This is a genomic window from Streptomyces sp. NPDC020379 (genome assembly GCF_044387105.1).
GTDB lineage: Bacteria > Actinomycetota > Actinomycetes > Streptomycetales > Streptomycetaceae > Streptomyces.
The window spans coordinates 44,282-61,176 of the sequence record NZ_JBIRVR010000017.1 but is presented as its reverse complement, the minus strand read 5'-3'; the positions used below and the strand labels follow the sequence as shown (position 1 = coordinate 61,176).

The 16,895-nt window shown below is 72.5% G+C and carries 17 protein-coding genes and 1 pseudogene; 13 read left to right on the top strand and 5 right to left on the bottom strand.

Annotated elements, in window-relative coordinates:
• Positions 1 to 48 precede the first annotated feature (48 nt).
• Positions 49 to 1,436: pseudogene (locus tag ACH427_RS22060) on the top strand (transposase); the annotation flags it as partial.
• Positions 1,437 to 1,683: 247 nt separating this feature from the next.
• Complete coding sequence (locus ACH427_RS22055) at positions 1,684 to 2,415, top strand: HNH endonuclease family protein (protein WP_398871614.1); 732 nt, start codon at positions 1,684 to 1,686, stop codon at positions 2,413 to 2,415.
• A gap of 19 nt (positions 2,416 to 2,434) precedes the next feature.
• Here ACH427_RS22055 and ACH427_RS22050 read toward each other — a convergent pair whose 3' ends face one another.
• The gene (locus tag ACH427_RS22050; RefSeq protein ID WP_398871612.1) at positions 2,435 to 3,058 is read right to left on the bottom strand and encodes a hypothetical protein; all 624 of its coding nucleotides are present in this window, start codon (positions 3,056 to 3,058) and stop codon (positions 2,435 to 2,437) included.
• A gap of 216 nt (positions 3,059 to 3,274) precedes the next feature.
• Here ACH427_RS22050 and ACH427_RS22045 point away from each other — a divergent pair, with 216 nt between their 5' ends.
• Complete coding sequence (locus ACH427_RS22045) at positions 3,275 to 3,637, top strand: hypothetical protein (protein WP_398871610.1); 363 nt, start codon at positions 3,275 to 3,277, stop codon at positions 3,635 to 3,637.
• Positions 3,638 to 3,693: 56 nt separating this feature from the next.
• Here ACH427_RS22045 and ACH427_RS22040 read toward each other — a convergent pair whose 3' ends face one another.
• The gene (locus ACH427_RS22040) at positions 3,694 to 4,488 is read right to left on the bottom strand and encodes a polyphosphate polymerase domain-containing protein (protein ID WP_398871607.1); all 795 of its coding nucleotides are present in this window, start codon (positions 4,486 to 4,488) and stop codon (positions 3,694 to 3,696) included.
• A complete protein-coding gene (locus ACH427_RS22035) occupies positions 4,485 to 5,117 on the bottom strand; it encodes a DUF4956 domain-containing protein (RefSeq protein WP_398871604.1) in 633 nt (210 codons plus the stop codon). Before ACH427_RS22035 ends, ACH427_RS22040 begins: the two co-directional genes overlap by 4 nt.
• 316 nt (positions 5,118 to 5,433) lie before the next feature.
• Here ACH427_RS22035 and trxA point away from each other — a divergent pair, with 316 nt between their 5' ends.
• From trxA to ACH427_RS22020, 3 genes are all read left to right on the top strand, one after another.
• Complete coding sequence (trxA, locus tag ACH427_RS22030; RefSeq protein WP_398871602.1) at positions 5,434 to 5,832, top strand: thioredoxin; 399 nt, start codon at positions 5,434 to 5,436, stop codon at positions 5,830 to 5,832.
• The gene (locus ACH427_RS22025; protein WP_398871600.1) at positions 5,825 to 6,487 is read left to right on the top strand and encodes a histidine phosphatase family protein; all 663 of its coding nucleotides are present in this window, start codon (positions 5,825 to 5,827) and stop codon (positions 6,485 to 6,487) included. The genes trxA and ACH427_RS22025 overlap by 8 nt, the downstream gene beginning before the upstream one ends.
• 67 nt (positions 6,488 to 6,554) lie before the next feature.
• Positions 6,555 to 6,980 carry an OsmC family peroxiredoxin gene (locus ACH427_RS22020; RefSeq protein ID WP_398871597.1) on the top strand — a complete coding sequence of 142 codons (426 nt, stop codon included), beginning with the start codon at positions 6,555 to 6,557 and terminating at the stop codon, positions 6,978 to 6,980.
• 39 nt (positions 6,981 to 7,019) lie between these two features.
• Here ACH427_RS22020 and ACH427_RS22015 read toward each other — a convergent pair whose 3' ends face one another.
• Together ACH427_RS22015 and ACH427_RS22010 are read right to left on the bottom strand one after the other, a co-directional pair.
• Positions 7,020 to 7,589 (bottom strand): class F sortase, encoded by a 570-nt coding sequence (locus ACH427_RS22015; protein WP_398871595.1) that lies wholly within the window; start codon positions 7,587 to 7,589, stop codon positions 7,020 to 7,022.
• Between the two features lie 289 nt (positions 7,590 to 7,878).
• On the bottom strand, positions 7,879 to 8,436 hold the full coding sequence (locus ACH427_RS22010) for a hypothetical protein (RefSeq protein ID WP_398871593.1): 558 nt from the start codon (positions 8,434 to 8,436) through the stop codon (positions 7,879 to 7,881).
• 88 nt (positions 8,437 to 8,524) lie between these two features.
• Here ACH427_RS22010 and ACH427_RS22005 point away from each other — a divergent pair, with 88 nt between their 5' ends.
• The 7 genes from ACH427_RS22005 to ACH427_RS21975 all read left to right on the top strand — a co-directional run bounded on the left by ACH427_RS22005 (position 8,525) and on the right by ACH427_RS21975 (position 16,879).
• Positions 8,525 to 9,229 carry an ABC transporter ATP-binding protein gene (locus ACH427_RS22005; protein ID WP_398871590.1) on the top strand — a complete coding sequence of 235 codons (705 nt, stop codon included), beginning with the start codon at positions 8,525 to 8,527 and terminating at the stop codon, positions 9,227 to 9,229.
• Positions 9,226 to 10,923: a hypothetical protein gene (locus ACH427_RS22000; RefSeq protein ID WP_398871587.1), complete on the top strand. Its 1,698-nt coding sequence runs from the start codon at positions 9,226 to 9,228 to the stop codon at positions 10,921 to 10,923. Before ACH427_RS22005 ends, ACH427_RS22000 begins: the two co-directional genes overlap by 4 nt.
• A 153-nt stretch (positions 10,924 to 11,076) precedes the next feature.
• Positions 11,077 to 11,898, top strand: coding sequence for an IclR family transcriptional regulator (locus ACH427_RS21995; protein WP_398871584.1), 822 nt, complete (start codon positions 11,077 to 11,079; stop codon positions 11,896 to 11,898).
• 228 nt (positions 11,899 to 12,126) lie between these two features.
• Positions 12,127 to 12,471, top strand: a complete 345-nt coding sequence (locus ACH427_RS21990) for a LuxR C-terminal-related transcriptional regulator (protein WP_398871582.1) — start codon at positions 12,127 to 12,129, stop codon at positions 12,469 to 12,471.
• A 187-nt stretch (positions 12,472 to 12,658) separates the two neighbouring features.
• Positions 12,659 to 13,981 (top strand): wax ester/triacylglycerol synthase domain-containing protein, encoded by a 1,323-nt coding sequence (locus tag ACH427_RS21985; protein ID WP_398871579.1) that lies wholly within the window; start codon positions 12,659 to 12,661, stop codon positions 13,979 to 13,981.
• Positions 13,975 to 15,432 (top strand): MFS transporter, encoded by a 1,458-nt coding sequence (locus ACH427_RS21980; RefSeq protein ID WP_398871577.1) that lies wholly within the window; start codon positions 13,975 to 13,977, stop codon positions 15,430 to 15,432. Before ACH427_RS21985 ends, ACH427_RS21980 begins: the two co-directional genes overlap by 7 nt.
• Positions 15,433 to 15,505: 73 nt before the next feature.
• Positions 15,506 to 16,879, top strand: a complete 1,374-nt coding sequence (locus ACH427_RS21975) for an NAD(P)/FAD-dependent oxidoreductase (RefSeq protein ID WP_398871575.1) — start codon at positions 15,506 to 15,508, stop codon at positions 16,877 to 16,879.
• Positions 16,880 to 16,895 lie beyond the last annotated feature (16 nt).

The following is a 16,895-nucleotide window of genomic DNA, read 5'->3' as shown; positions in this document are numbered from 1 at the left end:
GAAACGGCCCGGCCGAAAGGCCGGGACCGCGCTCCGGGCCGACTTCACGGGCTCGAACTGGGTGATCCGGGCTTCGATTTCTCGGTCCTGTCGGAGTTCCGGGACCGTCTGATCGAGGCTGAGGCCGGGCGGCGGGTTCTGGATGGCATCCTGAGCGCGGCTCGGGAGAAACGGCTGCTCAAGAGCGCGGGCCGGGCCCGCACCGACTCCACGCACGTGCTGTCCGCGGTCCGTGAGCTGTGCTGGCTGGAGAAGGTCGCAGAGACACTGCGGTCAGCATTGAACGCGCTGGCCAAGGCGGCCCCCGACTGGCTGGCTGACATCGCTGAGCCGGACTGGTTCAAGCACTACTCGACGAGGGCCGAGGACTCCCGGTTTCCCCAGGCCCGCACGAAGCGGAACGAGGTGGGCCTGCGAATCGGCAGGGACGGGACGCGGCTGCTTGAGGCCGTTCTCTCATCGGCGCCCAGAGATCTGCGGGATCTGCCTGAGGTCGAGATCCTGCGGGGGATGTGGGTTCAGGACTTCCACCTGGTCGACGGCGAGGTGATGCGCCGGGGCCCAAAAGACCGGCCGCCAGGCGCGATGCGCCTGGTCACTCCCTATGACATCGAAGCGCGTGGCAGCGTCAAACGCGACACCCTCTGGCACGGTTACAAGGTCCATGTCACCGAGACTTGCGAGCCCGACGTCCCGAACCTGATCACGAACGTGGTCACCACCGCCGCCACCGTCTCCGATGACCGCATGGCGGCAGTCGTCCACGGAGGTTTGGCCGAGCGGGGCCTGCTTCCGCGCGAGCACTGGGTCGACACCGGATACGCCAACGCCGCAGCCATGACGGACGCCCGTGATCACGGCGTCGCACTGCACGGACCGCTCAAGTCGGTGACCAGTTCGCAGGCCCGAACAAGAGCCGCCTACGAGCAGGACGCCTTCACCGTCGACTGGGACAACCAGCGTGTGACCTGCCCCAACGGGCGCACCAGCACCATCTGGCGGGAAGACCGTTCCCAGCACGGTCTCGCGGTGGTCCGGGCCCAGTTCCGCGTGCGTGACTGCCGGCTGTGTCCCGTCGTGCACGACTGCGTCCCGGCCCTGAAGGCCAAGGGCCGGGCCATCACCCTGCGGCCTCAACAGGCCCACCAGGAACTCCAGCAGGCCCGCGCCCTGCAGCAGACCGAAGAGTGGAAGGAGCGCTACAAGATCCGTGCCGGGGTCGAAGGCACCTTCTCCCAAGGCGTGAACCGCTGCGGACTTCGCAGATCCCGCTACCGGGGTCTGCCCAAGCCAGTCTCCAGCACCAGCTCATTAGCGCCGCGATCAATCTCGCCCGCATCGACGCTCACCTCACCGACACACCACGAGCCTCCACGCGCACCAGCCACTTCGCAGCACTCGACCCCGCCGAGCCGATGCCCAGCGGGGCCGAGTAGCGCCAACCCCGAATTAACCAACAGCGTCGGAAGGATCCGGGCGGGGCCTCGTGCTGTTTTCCCCGGTGGACCGCGAGCATTCCTGTGAGCCGGATCACGGGAACGGGTGTCCAGGGGCGGATGTGTGCGGGTGTGACCCGGTACGGGGATCTGACGGTCCCTGAGTGATCATTTACGGGGGCCGGGCCGGGAGTGCTCCCGGCCCGGCCCCCGTATGTGCTCCGAACCGAAACGAGGCCGGTCCCCCGTGAACCCCCGCACCACCCGTACAGCGCTCGCCGCCGTCCTGCTGACCGCCGCCCTGGCCGGCTGCTCCTCGTCCGGGGACGAGGCCCACGACAGCAAGAGCGGCGGGGGTGAGCCGGGCAGCGCGCAGGCGGCCCTCGCGGAGCTGCCGGTGAAGAAGGCGGCGTCCACGTCGGGATACGACCGGGAGGCCAAGTTCGGCCCCGCCTGGTCGGACAGGACCTCCGCCCCCGGCGCGGGGAACTCCTGTGACACCCGCAACGACATACTCGCCCGCGATCTGACGGACAAGAAGTTCAAGGACGGCTCGAAGTGCGTCATAGACGCCGGCACGCTGGCGGACCCGTACACCGGCGGGAAGATCCGCTTCGAGCGCGGCCGGAAGACGTCGTCGGCGGTGCAGATCGACCACATCGTCGCCCTGTCGAACGCGTGGCGGACGGGGGCGCAGAAGCTCCCGCAGGCGAAGCGTGAGGCGCTCGCGAACGACCCCCTCAACCTGGTGTCCGCCGACGGCCCGGCGAACATGGGCAAGGGCGACAAGGACGCGGCCGCCTGGCTGCCCGCCAACAAGAAGTTCCAGTGCGCGTACGTGGCACGGCAGGTGGCGGTGAAGAAGGCGTACGGGCTGTGGGTGACCTCCGAGGAAGGGGACGCGATGCGGAAGGTGCTCAGCGGGTGCCCGGGGGAGGCGCTGCCGGGCGAGGGGGCGAAGGGCGTCGCCCTGCGGTAGGCGGCCGGATCCCGGTGGGTCACGGCGAATGGTGGGATTCCTGGAGCTCCGAGTGGAGGAAGGGCAGCACGCCGCGCTCCAACAGGGCCTGCTGCCAGGCCGCACGGGAGCGCGTGACCTCCGTCTCCGCCTCGGGGGCGTCCTCCTCCTCCGGGGCGGGCCGCTGCCGTGCCGCCGTGACGAGCAGCGCCGTCACCGCGAGGGCCGCGGCCGCCGCCGCGACCAGGGCGGTCGTCCAGCCCGAGGTCACCAGGCCGTCCGCCAGGTGCTCCTGGGTGCCGGTCAGCCGCAGGCCGTAGCCGAGCAGCAGGAAGGCCGCGGCGGCCACCCCCGCCAGCGTCGGCACGAGCACGCCCAGCGCCCCGGCCACCCCGCCGCCGAACCCCTGCGGCGAGCGCCTGTCCGGCGCGGGCGGCTCCTGGGGCGTGGAGCTGGTGCGCGTGCGGAGATAGGCGCGGTACTCGTCGGCCGCCGTGGCCGCGATCTCCGCGCGGGCCCGGAGCGCCCTCGTGCGCAGCTGCTCGGCGCTGACCGGCGCGCTGCCGCGCACGGCCTCCCTGATCTCGGGGAAGTGCAGCGCCTGTTGGACAACGCGTTCGAAGTCGGGTGTGTCCTCCGCCCTCAGGTGGGCCAGACTGTCCATGGGCGTCCCCCGGTTGCCTCGACGTGACGGACTCCATGAAACTTCCCCAGTTGCGCAACCTCTAAAGTGTGTTGCGGGCGCGAGGATCGGGCCACGCTCGCCTTGATCCTCGGCCGGGGCGTGGGTACTCTCCTCCGGCCTGTGCCGCGGCGGATGTCGTGGCCATGGAAACGCGCAGGTCGAGACCGTCTACGGACCGTAAGGACAGAAACGAAGATGATGCACCGGATCGCACGCTCGATAGTCGGCGCCTTGGTCGTCGCGATGGCCGTCATGGGCCTGACGGCCACGGCGGCGCTCCCGGCCGCGGCGGCCACCGCGATCCGGCCGGCCGCGGCCGCGGCGCCCACCGACGCGTCCGCGGTGCCTCAGGACGGCGCGTCCCGGACGACCGCCGCCGCCCCGGTGACCGTCGAGCTCGCCTCGAAGCACGAGAAGAAGAAAAAGAAGAAGGGCTTCTTCGCGAAGCTCGGCAAGTTCCTGCTGATCGTGGGGATTCTGATCATCGTCTTCCTGGTGCTGCTGATCGTCGGCATCATCTACGCCGCGAAGCGCATCTTCCGGCGGCGCCGGGGCTGAGGCCGTAGCCGTGCGCGTGCCGGACGGGCCGGTGGTCCCGTCCGGCGACCGCTCCCTCAGTCCGCGCCGAACGCGCGGCGGGCGCCGCGCCGCCAGCGGTTGGCCGGGAGGGCGGGGCGCAGCCACGCGAACGAGCTGCAGTATTTGGTGAAGACGGCCGGACGTATGCCGTACTCGTGCAACAGCCGGTCCGCCTCGGTCAGATGGCCCGTCGTCTTGGTCTCCACCAGGACAAGTCCCGCCGCGCACCGCACCGTTCGGCCCGCGCGCAGGTCGCCACAGGTCAGCCCCGCGTCGCAGGTGATGCGCTCGCCGTCGGCGACGAAGGTGGCGCGCAGATAGTCCGTGCTGAGGGAGGGGCCGAGCCCGTCGGGCGGCTCGATGCCGTACGAGGTGCGCAGCGTCTCGGCGAGGAAGTCCCGGCAGCGGGCGTCGAGCGGGGTGCCGGCGCCGGTGAGCGGGCGGCGGTGTTTGACGGTGTCGCCGCGGCGGCCCTTGAGCTTGATCTCGAACTGCCGCTCCCCGGTGTCCTCGTACACCCGCTCGCGGATCTTGAAGCGCAGCCGCCGGCCCTGGCGGTGGTCGTGGAAGGACCGCAGGCCGGGGGTGTCGTAGTAGACGGAGTGGTAGCCGAAGGCGCGCCTGCCGTCGATGGCGAGGGCCCGGAACGGGCCGCCGGGCCGCCGGGGGTCGGTCAGCCGTCCGGCCATCCGCAGGAAGACCGGCGCGGGCACGAGATAGCTGCGGTCGAAGCGCGCGAGCAGCGCGGACCGCTCGTTGACCTCCGCGAGCGAGATGGGCGTGGTGGCGTGGGCGGCCTCGGTGATGGCCCGTACGGCCGTGGTGCTCACACCGACTCCCAGGCGGGCGCCGTGCCGCGGGCCGGCTCGGCGGGCGCGGCCAGGCGGGCGCCCGCGCTGTGCTCGGGCTCGCGGTAGCGGACGTCGACGACGGTCAGGTCGCGTACGAAGTCCACTTCCATGACGGTCCAGTTGAGGGGCTCGCCGAGGCGCCGGGCGAGGTCGGCGCGGAGGGCGGCGGGGTCGCTGTGGACGGCGTCGAGGGTGACGATCGTGCGGCGGGAGCGGGCGAGCAGCCGGGGGTGGTCGGCGACGTAGATCACGAGCAGCAGCAGGGCGCTGAGCCCGGCGGTCAGGCCGAAGGCCAGGTGCGGCAGGCCGCAGATCAGCCCGAGGACGAGCGTCGTGAAGTAGTACGCGACCTCCTCGTGCTGCACCGAGTCGGAGCGGAGCCTGATGATCGACAGCACGCCGAACAGGCCGAAGCCGAGCGCCGTGCCGCCGGTGCCGCCCACCTCGGCGAGTGCGGCGACGACCGTGAACAGCGCGACGTTCAGGGCGAGATAGGCCGGCACCAGGTCGCGGCGCCGGTGGCGCGGGTAGTAGACCGCGAAGGTGAGCAGGCAGACGGCGACGAGGTCGAGCCCCAGGTGTGCCGCGAGGTGCCGGTAGGAGTCCATGGCGTCACTGCTCTCTGTCGAGTGGTGGGCGGGTCTCGCCGTGTCCCCCCGGGAGACGGGGGAACACGGACCACAGAGAACTCTGGGTGAACAAGCGCTCGCCCCTGGGTGAACAATGCGCATCCTTGACGGGCTCGGAACGGTCCTGTCCGGAACCGCACCGGCCGTGACGCGTTCGACGTTCTTGTGGGATGCGTCCCACCGCCTCACCCGGGTGAAGGCCCACTTCACGGGTACGGGGGAATAGCTCGCGGCACCGTCTGGTTGGCGCTGCCGGGGCACTCGACCACGAGAACCGGAAGCAGGTAGTTCACGCATGACCAGCAGCACGGTGGAGCTCACCAAGGACAACTTCGACGAGATCGTCTCCGGCAACGGATTCGTGCTCATCGACTTCTGGGCGGAGTGGTGCGGCCCGTGCCGGAACTTCGCCCCCGTCTACGAAGGCGCGGCCGAGCGCCACGACGACCTGGTCTTCGCGAAGGTCGACACCGAGGCCCAGCCCGAGCTGGCCGCCGCGTTCGAGATCCGGTCGATCCCGACCCTGATGATCGTCCGGGACAACATCGCCGTCTTCGCCCAGCCCGGCGCGCTGCCCGAGGCGGCGCTGGAGGACGTCATCGGCCAGGCCCGCGCCCTGGACATGGACGAGGTACGGGCGTCGGTGGCCAAGGCGCAGGCCGAGCAGGGCGGGGAGCGGCAGGCCGGTGAGTGAGCTCCTGCTGGTCCGGCACGGCGAGACCGAGTGGAGCCGCTCCGGGCGGCACACCGGGCTTACGGACATCCCGCTCACCGAGCACGGCGAGCGCCAGGCGGAGGCGCTGCGTCCGCTGCTGGCCGGGCGGCGCATCGCCGCGGTGCTGGCCAGCCCGCTCAAGCGGGCGGTGCGGACCGCCGAGCTCGCGGGGCTCGACCCGGAGATCGACCCCGACCTGCACGAATGGGACTACGGCGGCTACGAGGGCATCAGCACCGACGAGATCCACCGCACGCGCCCCGAGTGGTACCTCTGGGACGACGGCGTCCCGGCCGGCGCCCCCGGGCACCCGGGGGAGACAGCCGGACAGGTCGGGGCCCGCGCCGACCGGGTGCTGGCCCGCGTCGCCCCGCTGCTGGCCGAGGCGGACGGCGGTGACGTCGCGCTGGTCGCGCACGCGCACTTCCTGCGCGTGCTGACCGCCCGTAGGCTCGGCCTGCCGCCCACCGCGGGTGCCCTCTTCCGGCTGGACACCGCTACTGTCAGCCGCATCGGCACCGAGCACGGGCGCCCCGCCCTCGTCGCATGGAACCTGCCCTCGCCCGCGGACCTCGGCCCGGGGCCGGGCGGGGAGCGTGTCGGAACCGGGCCGGGAGCACCGACCGGCCGATGATCGGTGCGATCGGGGGACCGCCCCCGATCTTCATATGACCCATTTGCTTCCGTGGAGGAACGACATCGTGGCTACGACCCGCACCGCGCACACCGTCTGGGAAGGCGAACTGCTCAAGGGCAGCGGCACCGTCACCTTCGACTCGTCCGGCATCGGCAGCCAGCCGGTGTCCTGGCCCTCGCGCGCCGAGCAGGCCAACGGCAAGACGAGCCCCGAGGAGCTGATCGCGGGTGCCCACTCCAGCTGCTACTCGATGGCCCTGTCGCACGGCCTGACCGGCGCGGGCACGCCGCCCACCCGCCTGGAGACCAAGGCGGACGTCACCTTCCAGCCCGGCGAGGGCATCACCGGCATCCACCTCACCGTCCGCGCCGAGGTGCCGGGTCTGGACGAGGCCGCCTTCGCCGCGGCCGCCGAGGACGCCAAGAAGAACTGCCCGGTCAGCCAGGCGCTCGCCGGCACGACGATCACCCTGACCGCCGAGCTCGTCTGATCCGGGGGGCCGGGGGCGGTGTGCCTCCGGCCCCTGGTGTCAGGTCCGGAGCGACGCGTAGACGATCAGGTTCCGTACGGGGTGCCCCTGCGCGTCGAGGTCGCCCGCGCATGTCACCAGCCGCAGCACCCGGTCCGAGGTGCTGCCGTAGACCTTCCGTGTCGGGAACGCGCTCTTGTCGACCGTCTCCGTGCCGGTCACCGTGAACCGCAGCACCTTGCCGTCGCCGCGCTCGACGTCGATGGCGGTCCCCTTGCCGACCTTGCCCAGGTCGTGGAAGACGGCCTTGCCGTCCCGGGTGTCGTTGTGCCCGATGATCACGGCCGCTCCCGGTGTGCCGGGCTTGGCGCTGCCTGTGTACCACCCGGCCGTCATGCCCTTCTCCGGCGGCGGCACCTGCACGGTGTCGTCACTGTTCAGCCCGAGCCGCAGCAGTCGGCTCCGCACGCCGATGTCGGGGATGGAGATCCGGGACGGCTCTTCCGCGGCGGCGGGGGTGCCGGTGGCTTCTTTCGTGCGGTCGCTTCCGAGGGAGCAGCTGGTGGCCGTGAGGATGGCCAGGGCTGCCAGGGCTGCCAGAGCGATGAGGCGGGGGCGGATGCGAGGCATGTGGCCACGGTAGGGAGGGGGCGGTGGGGGTGGCTTCGGTTGAACGGCCAGTTCGTCTCGGCCTAAAGGAGGAGGCGGGGCGGGGTGGCGGGTGCGTGGCGCCTGCGGCGGGCTTTTCCCCAGCCTCCGCCCCTTCCCGGCTGCATCCGATATGCGGCTCCGTCGCGTGGGGGGCAAGCCCCCAGACCCCCAGCAACACGCTTCGCGCGTTGTCCTCAAACGCCGGACGGGCTGGATATCCAGCCCGTCCGGCGTTTGAGGACGCGGCCGCAGGCGCCACCCCGCCGCGCTAACGGATCAGCCTCTGGAACAACCCCCAGGTGAACTCCGCGACATGGTCGCCCTCCTCCGTCGAGAACCCCAGCCGCCACCGCGAAGGCGCCGTACCTTCCATCGGCCGAGCAGGAGCGAAAGCACGGGCCACCTCGTCCACCGTGCACGACCAGGGGAGAAGGTCCCGGACCGTGCGCAGCGACGGCCCGGGCGCGCCGGGCGCGCGGATCAGCCACTCGTTCCAGACGGCGCCGCCGGGCGCGGAGAGGACCTCGAAGCGCAGGCCGGGCCAGAGCGGCACCGGCCAGGTCAGTGCCTCGAAGGTGAGGTCGCCGACGCGCCGCTCGCCGGCCGTCTCCGGCGGGCCGAGCACCGAGCGGTAGCGCGCGCCCGCGCCGCGGCGCCGGGGTGAGCGCAGCATCGCCTGCCAGCGGCGGTTGGCCTCCCGCATCGCGGACCGGTCGGTGCCGAGCTCGCGCAGGGCGTCCTCGACCAGGCCGGGCTGGTGGTCGGCCATCCTCCGCAGCAGGACCAGCTGGAAGTCCGACGGACCGAAGGCGGGCGCATCACTCATGGGGCCATCGTGGCGCACCCGCCGCCGTCCGCGCGGCCGGACCGCTTGGTTAAGGTCGTGCGGGAGTCCCACCACGTACGGAGGTCCGATGGCCGAGCACGCCGATCGCACCCCGCTGCTGCGGCTGCGCGGGGTCGGCCGCACCTATGGGGAACGCCAGGCGCTCCATCCGCTCGACCTCGATCTGGAGGCGGGCACCTGCACGGCCCTCTTCGGGCACAACGGCTCGGGCAAGTCGACGCTGTTGCGCATCGCGAGCGGCCGGGACGCCCCCACCCGCGGCACGGCCTTCTTCGCCGGGCGCCGGGTGAGCGAGGACGACCCGGAGGTGCGGGCCAGGGTCGCGGTCGTCGGTGACACGGTGGCCACCTATCCGGATCTGACGGTGCGGGAGCACCTCGAACTCGTCGCCGTCGCCCACGCCGTGGACGACGCGCAGGCGTGGATCGACCATGTGCTCGCGGACCGCAGGCTGTCCGACCACGCGCGGGCGCTGCCCGGCTCCCTGTCGTCCGGCCAGCTCCAGTCGCTGCTGCTCGCGGCCGCGCTCGTGCGCCCGCGGGACCTCCTCGTCCTGGACGAGCCCGAGCAGCGGCTGGACCCCGACGCGCGCGTCCGGCTCGCGGAGCTGCTGGCCGGCGAGAAGGCGGACGGCGTGGCCGTGCTGCTGGCCACGCACCAGGCGGAGCTGGCCGAGGCGGTCGCGGACCGGATGGTCGCGCTGGAGGACGGCAGGGTGATCGCCGAGGGCCCGCCGGCGGAGGTGCTGGGACAGCTGGGGCTGCGGGGATGAACGCGCGGGAGACCACACCGCTCGACGGCGAGCCCGCCCGGACCGACGAGCCCACCTGGACCGAGGAGGACGACGACCGCACCGCCGAGACGCTGGCCTGGCTGCGGGAGAAGCGCCGCGCGCACCGCCGCCGGAAGGGCCGCGACCTCGCCGTCGTCATCTACACGATCGTCCTCGCGCTCCTCGGCTACGGCAGCGGCTACGCCTACCACTTCCTGCGGCAGATCCAGCTGGGCGCCGACTACAGCGGTCTCGGCGCGGACGTGCAGCGCGCCCTGCCCGCGCTGTTCACCCTGCTGACCGCCGGGCTCGCCCTGGCCGCCGCCCGGGACGCCCTGTGGCGCGGGCCGGTCGTCGTGCCCGGCCCGGCCGTGGGCTGGCTGCTCGCGCAGCCCGTGCGCCGGGCGAGGGTGCTGCGGCCGTGGTTCTGGCTGTCCGCCGGGCTCGCGGTCGTCCCCGGCCTGCTGCTCGCGCTCGCCGGGGCCGTGGTGCTCCGCGTGATGAGCCTGGCGTCGGTCGGCACGGCGCTGCTGGCGCTGCTCCCGGCGGCCGTCTGCCTGCCGTTGCTGGCCGTGTCGGCGGGGATGGCGGTGGAGCGGCGGGCGGCGCTCGCCCGGTCCGTGCGCCGCTGCACGCCGTTCGCCGTCGTGGTGCTGATGCTGCTGGCCGCCCAGGTGGCGCTGGCGGGGTACGGGCACCGGGCCGGCCCGCTGGAGCGGGCCGAGCTGTGGTCGGGGCCGTGGGGGTGGGCGGCGCAGCCGGTGGTCGACGCGACCGGCGGCAGCGCGCCGGGCCGGCCGTACGCCCTGGTCCCGCTCGTCCTCCTCACCGCCGCCGGCCTCTTCCTGGGGCACCGGGACGCCGCGCGCGTGCCGACCGTCCAGCTGCGCCGCCGGGCCGCGACGGCGCAGACCGTGTCGTCGGTGATGTGGACGGTGGAGCTCAGGGCCGCCAAGCTCGCCCTGCTGGACGCCACGGAGAGCGGCCGGACCCACCGGATCCGGTTGCCGCTGCCGCGCTCGACGTACCTCGTGGTCGTCTGGCGGGACCTCCAGGCGCTGCTGCGCGCGCCCGCCCGCCTGGCCAAGGCGCTGATGTGGACGGTCTGCGCCGGCGCGGCGGCCGCCCTCGGCACGCGGCTCGGCGGCGGGCACGGGACCCTGTGCCTGGTCGTGGCCCTGCTGTTCGGCTACGTCGCCGTGGGCGCGCTCGCCGAGCCGGCGCGGCTGGAAACCGACGATGTGCGACGCGCCGCCTGGTCGCCCTTCCGCTTCCGTGTGCTGATGCTCCAGCACACGGTCGTCCCGGCCCTCGTCGGCGCGCTGCTGGCGGCCCTGGCCGCCGTGCCGTTCGCCGTGGCGGGCGCGCCGTGGGCGCTGCTGCTGATGCCGGTGTGCGCGGTGCCGTTCGCGGCCGCGGCGGTCTTCGCGGCGTGCCGCGGCCCGGCCCGTACGGGCCTGATGTTCACCGGCGTGCCCACGCCCGTGGGCGACCCGGGGGTGCTTCTCTTCCTCGCCTGGTACGCGGCGGGGCCGCTGGTGTCGGCCGGCGGGCTGACGCTCGCCCTGCGGACGGCCCTGAAGGGCGTTCCCGGCGCGGGGACGGTGGGGGATGTGGCCCTGGTCGCCGCGCTGTTGAGCGCCGGCCTGCTGTACTTCGCGGCGCGCTCGGCGGACCGGTTGGTGCGGCACTGACCCGCCGCATCGCCGCAGCTCAGGCAAAGATTCCGTTTCCCGTTCCGGTTGCTCCTGGTGCCGGGGTGACCTCCCGGTTTTCGGCCGCGAGTGGTTAGCCTGTTGACCGTGGTTGATCACCGTACGAGGACAACCAGGGGGGTAGTGGACTTCATGGGCAGGAGCGGCGCTATAGGAGGAAGTACCCATGCCGACCGGGTCTTCCGGGTCCAGCGGGCCTTCACCGAGATCGAGGGGCAGGTGCACGGCCCGGGTGAGCTCGCCGAGATAACCGGACTGGATGATTCCACCGTCCATCGCATTCTCCAGTCCGGTGTCTACGACGGCACGTTCGCCCGCGAGGGCCGCGGCCTCTACCGGCTCGGCTCCGGCGCCGCCCGGCTCGGGCTGAAGGCGCTCTCCCACGCCCCCAACACCCAGGTCGCGCACGCCCTCCTGGAGGAGCTGCGCGCGGACACCGACGGGGGGCTGGTCTTCCTCTTCGCGCTGGCGCCCTTCGGCGGGGCCAGGAAGCAGTGCCTGGACATGGCCGTCGGCGACTCCGACCTCTCCGAACTGGGCATCGGCCACCGGACCTTCCTGGAGGTCTCGCAGTCGCTGCGCACGGGCGCCGCCGGCCGGGCCATGCTCGCCCACCTCCCCGGGATCATCCAGGAGGCCGTCCTGGAGGAGCCGGCCCCCGCGGGCGCGGGCCCGGGGGCCTACCGCGACAACGCCGAACTCCTGCTGTCCCTGGAGGACGTACGGGGTCAGGGCGTCGCCCTCGACATGGAGGAGTGCGCGGCCGGGTGGCTCGGCTGCGCGGCCCCGGTCCGCTGGGACGGGCTCATCATGGGGGCCGTCGCGGTGCTCAAGCCCAAGGGCTTCCTCCCGTGCTGGCCGGGCCTGGCCCGCGCCACCAGGAGGGCGGCCGACGGCTTCGGCCGGGCGGGCGACCGCGGTGCCTGGTCGGCGGAGACCGCCAGCTCGTACTGAGTTTCCGCAAAGTTAACTTTTCTTTGCGGAATCAGCACGGGGAACGTGGAACCTCGCTTCTGAAATGCCGTTTCTCGCGGGGCGGGAAAGCGGAAAGCGCGGGACCGTTTCTCGCCCTGCGGGAGAGCCCGGGGATTCCTTGACAGGCCGTGCGGCGGCCCTTTGATACTGGGTGCGATGAAAGCCGGTGGCCCTGCGCCCGAGTTCCGTGGAAAAGGGGGAATTCCCGTGTCCTGCACCGTTGCCGCGTGTCCGTACGCCCCGGCGCCCAGTGCGTCCTGTGCCGCCCGCACGGCCGGTGACCAGGTCGAAACCCCGCCCTGGCAGCGGGAGTCGGAGCGGGTGGCGCTGCTGTCGGAGCGCGAGGCGGAGGTGTTCGAGCTCCTCGGCGAGGGGTTCTCGAATCGCAGCATCGCGCAACGGCTGGATGTGACGGAACGCACGGTCAAGTTTCATGTGGCCCGTGTGCTCAGCAAATTGTGCGTGGAATCCAGATTGCAGGCCGGTCTGGTCGCGCACACCTACCGGTTCCTGTACCAAGGTACAGTCCCCCGGGTGATCGCCGCTCGCTAGAGTCAATTGCACGGCGGTTCGGGGAGCACGGGGGAGAGTGCTCGAATACCGGCCCGGAAAAACCTTCCGCGGGGTATCCGCATTCCAGGACTCCGGCCGCCGTCGCAGACTTCCGCGGCTCCATGCCTTCCGTACATCCGCGCGGCACCGGTGCCCTGTCCCCCGTAGTGCTCGACTGGGAGCGGAATTGAAGCGTCCACTCAACCCGATCGACGAGGTCTTCCTCTCCATGGGCCGGGAACCCGGCCTGACCCACGGCCAGTTCCTGAGGTTCCGCGGCAGCCCGCCCCCACTGGCGGAGCTCCGCGACCACCTCGTGGCCAGGCTGCCCGGCCTGCCACGGCTGACCTGCCGGACGACCGCCGCGTCGGGCCGGGCGTATCACGTGCCCAGCTCCGTCTTCGACATACGCGACCACCTCAGGGAGGAGGAGTTCCCCGCGGGAACCACGCTGGACGAGGTGCTCACCGCCCTCGCACGACTGCCACTGCCCGACGGCGGACCCCTGTGGTCCCTCCACCTGGTCCACGGCTACGCACCCAAGGAGTACGCGGTGTGCTACCGCGTCCACCACAGCACCGAGGACGGCATGGGCGCCGTGCACGTCATCGGGTCCCTGTTCGGCGACGGGAAGGAACCGGAGCGGAGGGGCCGGGACGAGCAGGGCCCGCTCTTCGGGGCGTGTCCCGACGAACTGCTCCGCGGCACGCTGAGCGTGGGCGCCGGCCTCGTACGCGGCCTGCTCCCCGCCCGGCGCTGGCCCAGGGCGCCCGAACCCCGCCCCGGCCACCTGGCCGTGTGCAGCACGAGCGCGACCCGGCGCGAACTCGGCCTGCTGGGGCAGCGGTTCGGCGGCACCTTCAACGACGCCTTCCTCATGGCACTCCGGGGCGCGCTCGCCACCTGGAGCGCCGCGGGGGAGAAGGGCGGGGTGCGGGCCGTCTTCCGCGCGTCGCCCGTGCCGGTCCGGATGCCGCTGAGCACCCGGCGCACGGGCGAGGAGGCGGCCCCCGGCAACCACCTCACCACGGCGGTCGTCGCGCTCCCCGGCCAGGGGCTGCGCACCGACGCGGCGTTCGCGGAGCTCGTCGAGGGCACCCGCCGGATGCGCTCGCGCGGCCTGCGGCCCGCGAGCAGGGCCCTGGTCGCCCTGCTGCCCCCGGCCCTGACCCGATGGACCGTCAGGCGCCTGCTCAGCCCCCGCTCGTCCCCGCTCTACGCCTCCAACTACAGCCAGCCCGCCTTACTGTCCTTCAAGGGCGACCCCATGATCGACGCGATACCGCTCGGGGTGCTCCTGCCGGGCAACGCCCTCTCCGTGACGCTGCTCTCCTGCGGCTCCCGGGTCCGGGTGAGCTTCCTCTACGACCGCAGACTGCCCGGGGCCGACCGGCTCGCGGCCCTGTGGCGCGAGGCGCTGGACACCCTGTCCGCGCCGTCCGCGCCCACGGACACCCCCTCGACCACCGCATCCCCGCCGTCCATTCACCAGAAGGGTCCCTCATGCTGAGTCGGTCCGGTCCACGCGGAAACCCCGTCTGGACCCTGATCGTGACCGGGCTCGCGGTCTTCATGGCAGCGCTCGACAACCTCGTGGTGATCACCGCGCTCCCCGCCATCCGGGAGTCCCTCGGCACGAGCCTCCAGGACCTCGAATGGACGGTGAACGCCTACACCCTGACCTTCGCGGTCTTCCTCATGGCCGGCGCGGCGGCGGGTGACCGCTTCGGGCGCCGCCGGATGTTCCTGGTGGGCCTGGTCGTCTTCACCGGGGCGTCCGCCGCCTGCGCCCTGTCCGACTCCTCGGGGCAACTGATCGTCGCCCGCGCCGTGCAGGGCTTCGGCGCCGCCATCGTGATGCCCCTGACACTGACCCTGCTGACCGCGGCGGTGCCCGAGCGCAAGCGCGGCATGGCGCTGGGGATCTGGGGCGCGCTCAGCGGCCTCGCCGTCGCCCTCGGCCCGGTGATCGGCGGCACCGTCGTCGAGAAGATCTCCTGGCAGTGGATCTTCTGGATCAATGTGCCGATCGGCATCGTGGTGCTGCTGCTGGGCGCGTGGAAGCTCGCCGAGAGCACCCACCCCGAGAGCTCCCTGGACATCGGCGGCACCGTGCTGGTGATCCTCGGCATGTTCGGCGTGGTCTTCGCCCTGGTGCGCACCACCGACGACGGCTGGACCAGCGGCAAGGTGCTCGTCTCCCTGATCGGCGGCGTGGTGCTGCTCATCGCCTTCGTCTTCTGGGAAGCCCGCACCCGCCACCCGATGCTGCCGCTGCGGCTGTTCCGCAACCGCGCGTTCACCGCCGTCAACGTCGCCAGCCTGATGATGTTCGCCGCGATGTTCGGCCTCGTGTTCCTGCTGACCCAGTTCATGCAGAACATCCAGGGCTTCTCGCCGCTGGGAGCCGGCGTGCGGATGCTGCCCTGGACGGCCATGCCCGTCGTGATCGCCCCGGTCGCCGCCCTGCTCACCGCGCGGATCGGCAACCGCCTCGTGGTCGCCCTGGGCCTGCTGGCCGAGGCCGTCGCGCTCGGCTGGCTCGCCTCCGTGGTCGGCACGCACACCGCCTACTCCGACGAGGTGCCCGGCCTGGTGCTCGGCGGCATCGGCCTCGGGCTGTTCTTCGCACCCGTGGCCGAGATGGCGATGAACATCGTCGCCCCGCGCGACCAGGGCATCGCCTCCGGAGCCAACAACACCTTCCGTGAACTCGGCGGCGTCCTCGGGGTCGCCGTCCTCACCTCCGTCTTCACCGCGCAGGGCGGATACGGCACACCCCAGAGTTTCGTGGACGGCCTCGTCCCCGCCTCCTGGGTGGGCGCCGGCTTCGCGGCCCTGGGCTGCCTCGCCATCCTCACCGCACCCCGCCGCGCACGCGGCAAGCATGTCGCGGCGGCGGGCGGGGCGCGGGACGCGGAGCTGCCGCGGGACGGCGACCTCCTGGAGCGCTCTCGCTGAGCCCGGCAGCACGGAACAGCACCACGGGTTCCTCGGCAACCAGCCGGAAGCCCGCACGACTTGGGGGACGTACATGTACGACGTGATTGTGGTGGGAGCGCGGGTCGGCGGCGCCTCCACGGCGATGCTGCTCGCGAAGGCGGGCCACAAGGTCCTGCTCCTCGACCGCGCCACCTTCCCCGGCGGGAAGGCCGCGGCGACCAACCTGGTCCACCCGCCGGGCATCCTCCGGCTGAAGAACTGGGGCCTGCTCGACGAACTGACCGCCACCGGCTGCCCGCCCATCCACGAGTACGGCCTCAAGAGCGGCCCGGCGCAGCTGATGGCCCGGCTGCCCGCCGTCGACGGCGTGGGCGAGGCGTACTCCCCGGACCGCGCCGAACTCGACCGCATCCTGCTGGAAGCGGCGATCAAGGCCGGCGCGGAGTTCCGCGAGGGGTTCTCCCTCCGCGAGCTCCTGAGGGACGAGGACGGCGCCGTCACCGGCGTGCGCGGCGAGTCCGGGGAGCGCGTCACGGCCGTCGAGCACGCCCGCGTCGTGGTGGGCGCCGACGGCTCCAACTCCACCGTCGCCCGCCTCGTCGGCGCCGAGAAGTACGCCACCAAGCCCGTACTGAACAAGAGCCACTGGTCCTACTGGGAGGGCATCCCGCACGACGGGAAGGTCCGCACCTACCGCCACGCGGGCAAGCACACCTTCACCTGGCCGACGCACGACGGCCTGACCATCGTCGGAGTGGCCCTGCCCGTCGGCGACTTCAAGGCGGGCAGCGACGAGGAGCGCGACCGCACGGTCATCTCCGCGTTCGCCGAGGTGGACCCCGAGCGGGCCCAGCTGCTGCGCGAGACCAAGCGGGCCGACAAGTGGCTGACGGGCGCGGTCCCCAACTTCCTGCGCCGCTCGCACGGCCCGGGCTGGGCGCTTGTCGGCGACGCCGGATACACCCGCGACCCGATCACGGCCTCCGGCATCACCTACGGGCTGCGCGGCGCCGAACTCCTCGCCGAGGCGATCGACTCCGGCCTGTCGGGGCGCACCCCGCTGCCGGACGCCCTCGCCCGCTACGCGCGGCGGCGCGACGAGATGGTCACCGGGCACTACCGCTACACCTGCGACCACGCGGTGATCTCCAACCACACGCGGGAGGAGATCGCCTTCATCCGGGCCATGAGCCGCAGCCCCGCACACGGGCGCGACATGGTGGGGATGTTCGCCACCGTCGTCGATCCCGCGCGGTTCTACTCGCCGCGCAACATCCACGCCCTCCTGGACCACCTGGAACCGGGCCCCGGCCCCGGCTGGAAGCTCCGCTTCGTGCAATGGCTGGCCAGGGGCCTGCCGCGGCACATACCGCCCGCGACGCGCCTGGCGGACCGCCTGATCGCCGAAAACCTCGGCCCGATGGGCGAGTACCTGCTGGCGCCGCAGGCGCGCCGAGCGGCCTAGCTCCTCTTCTCCGCGA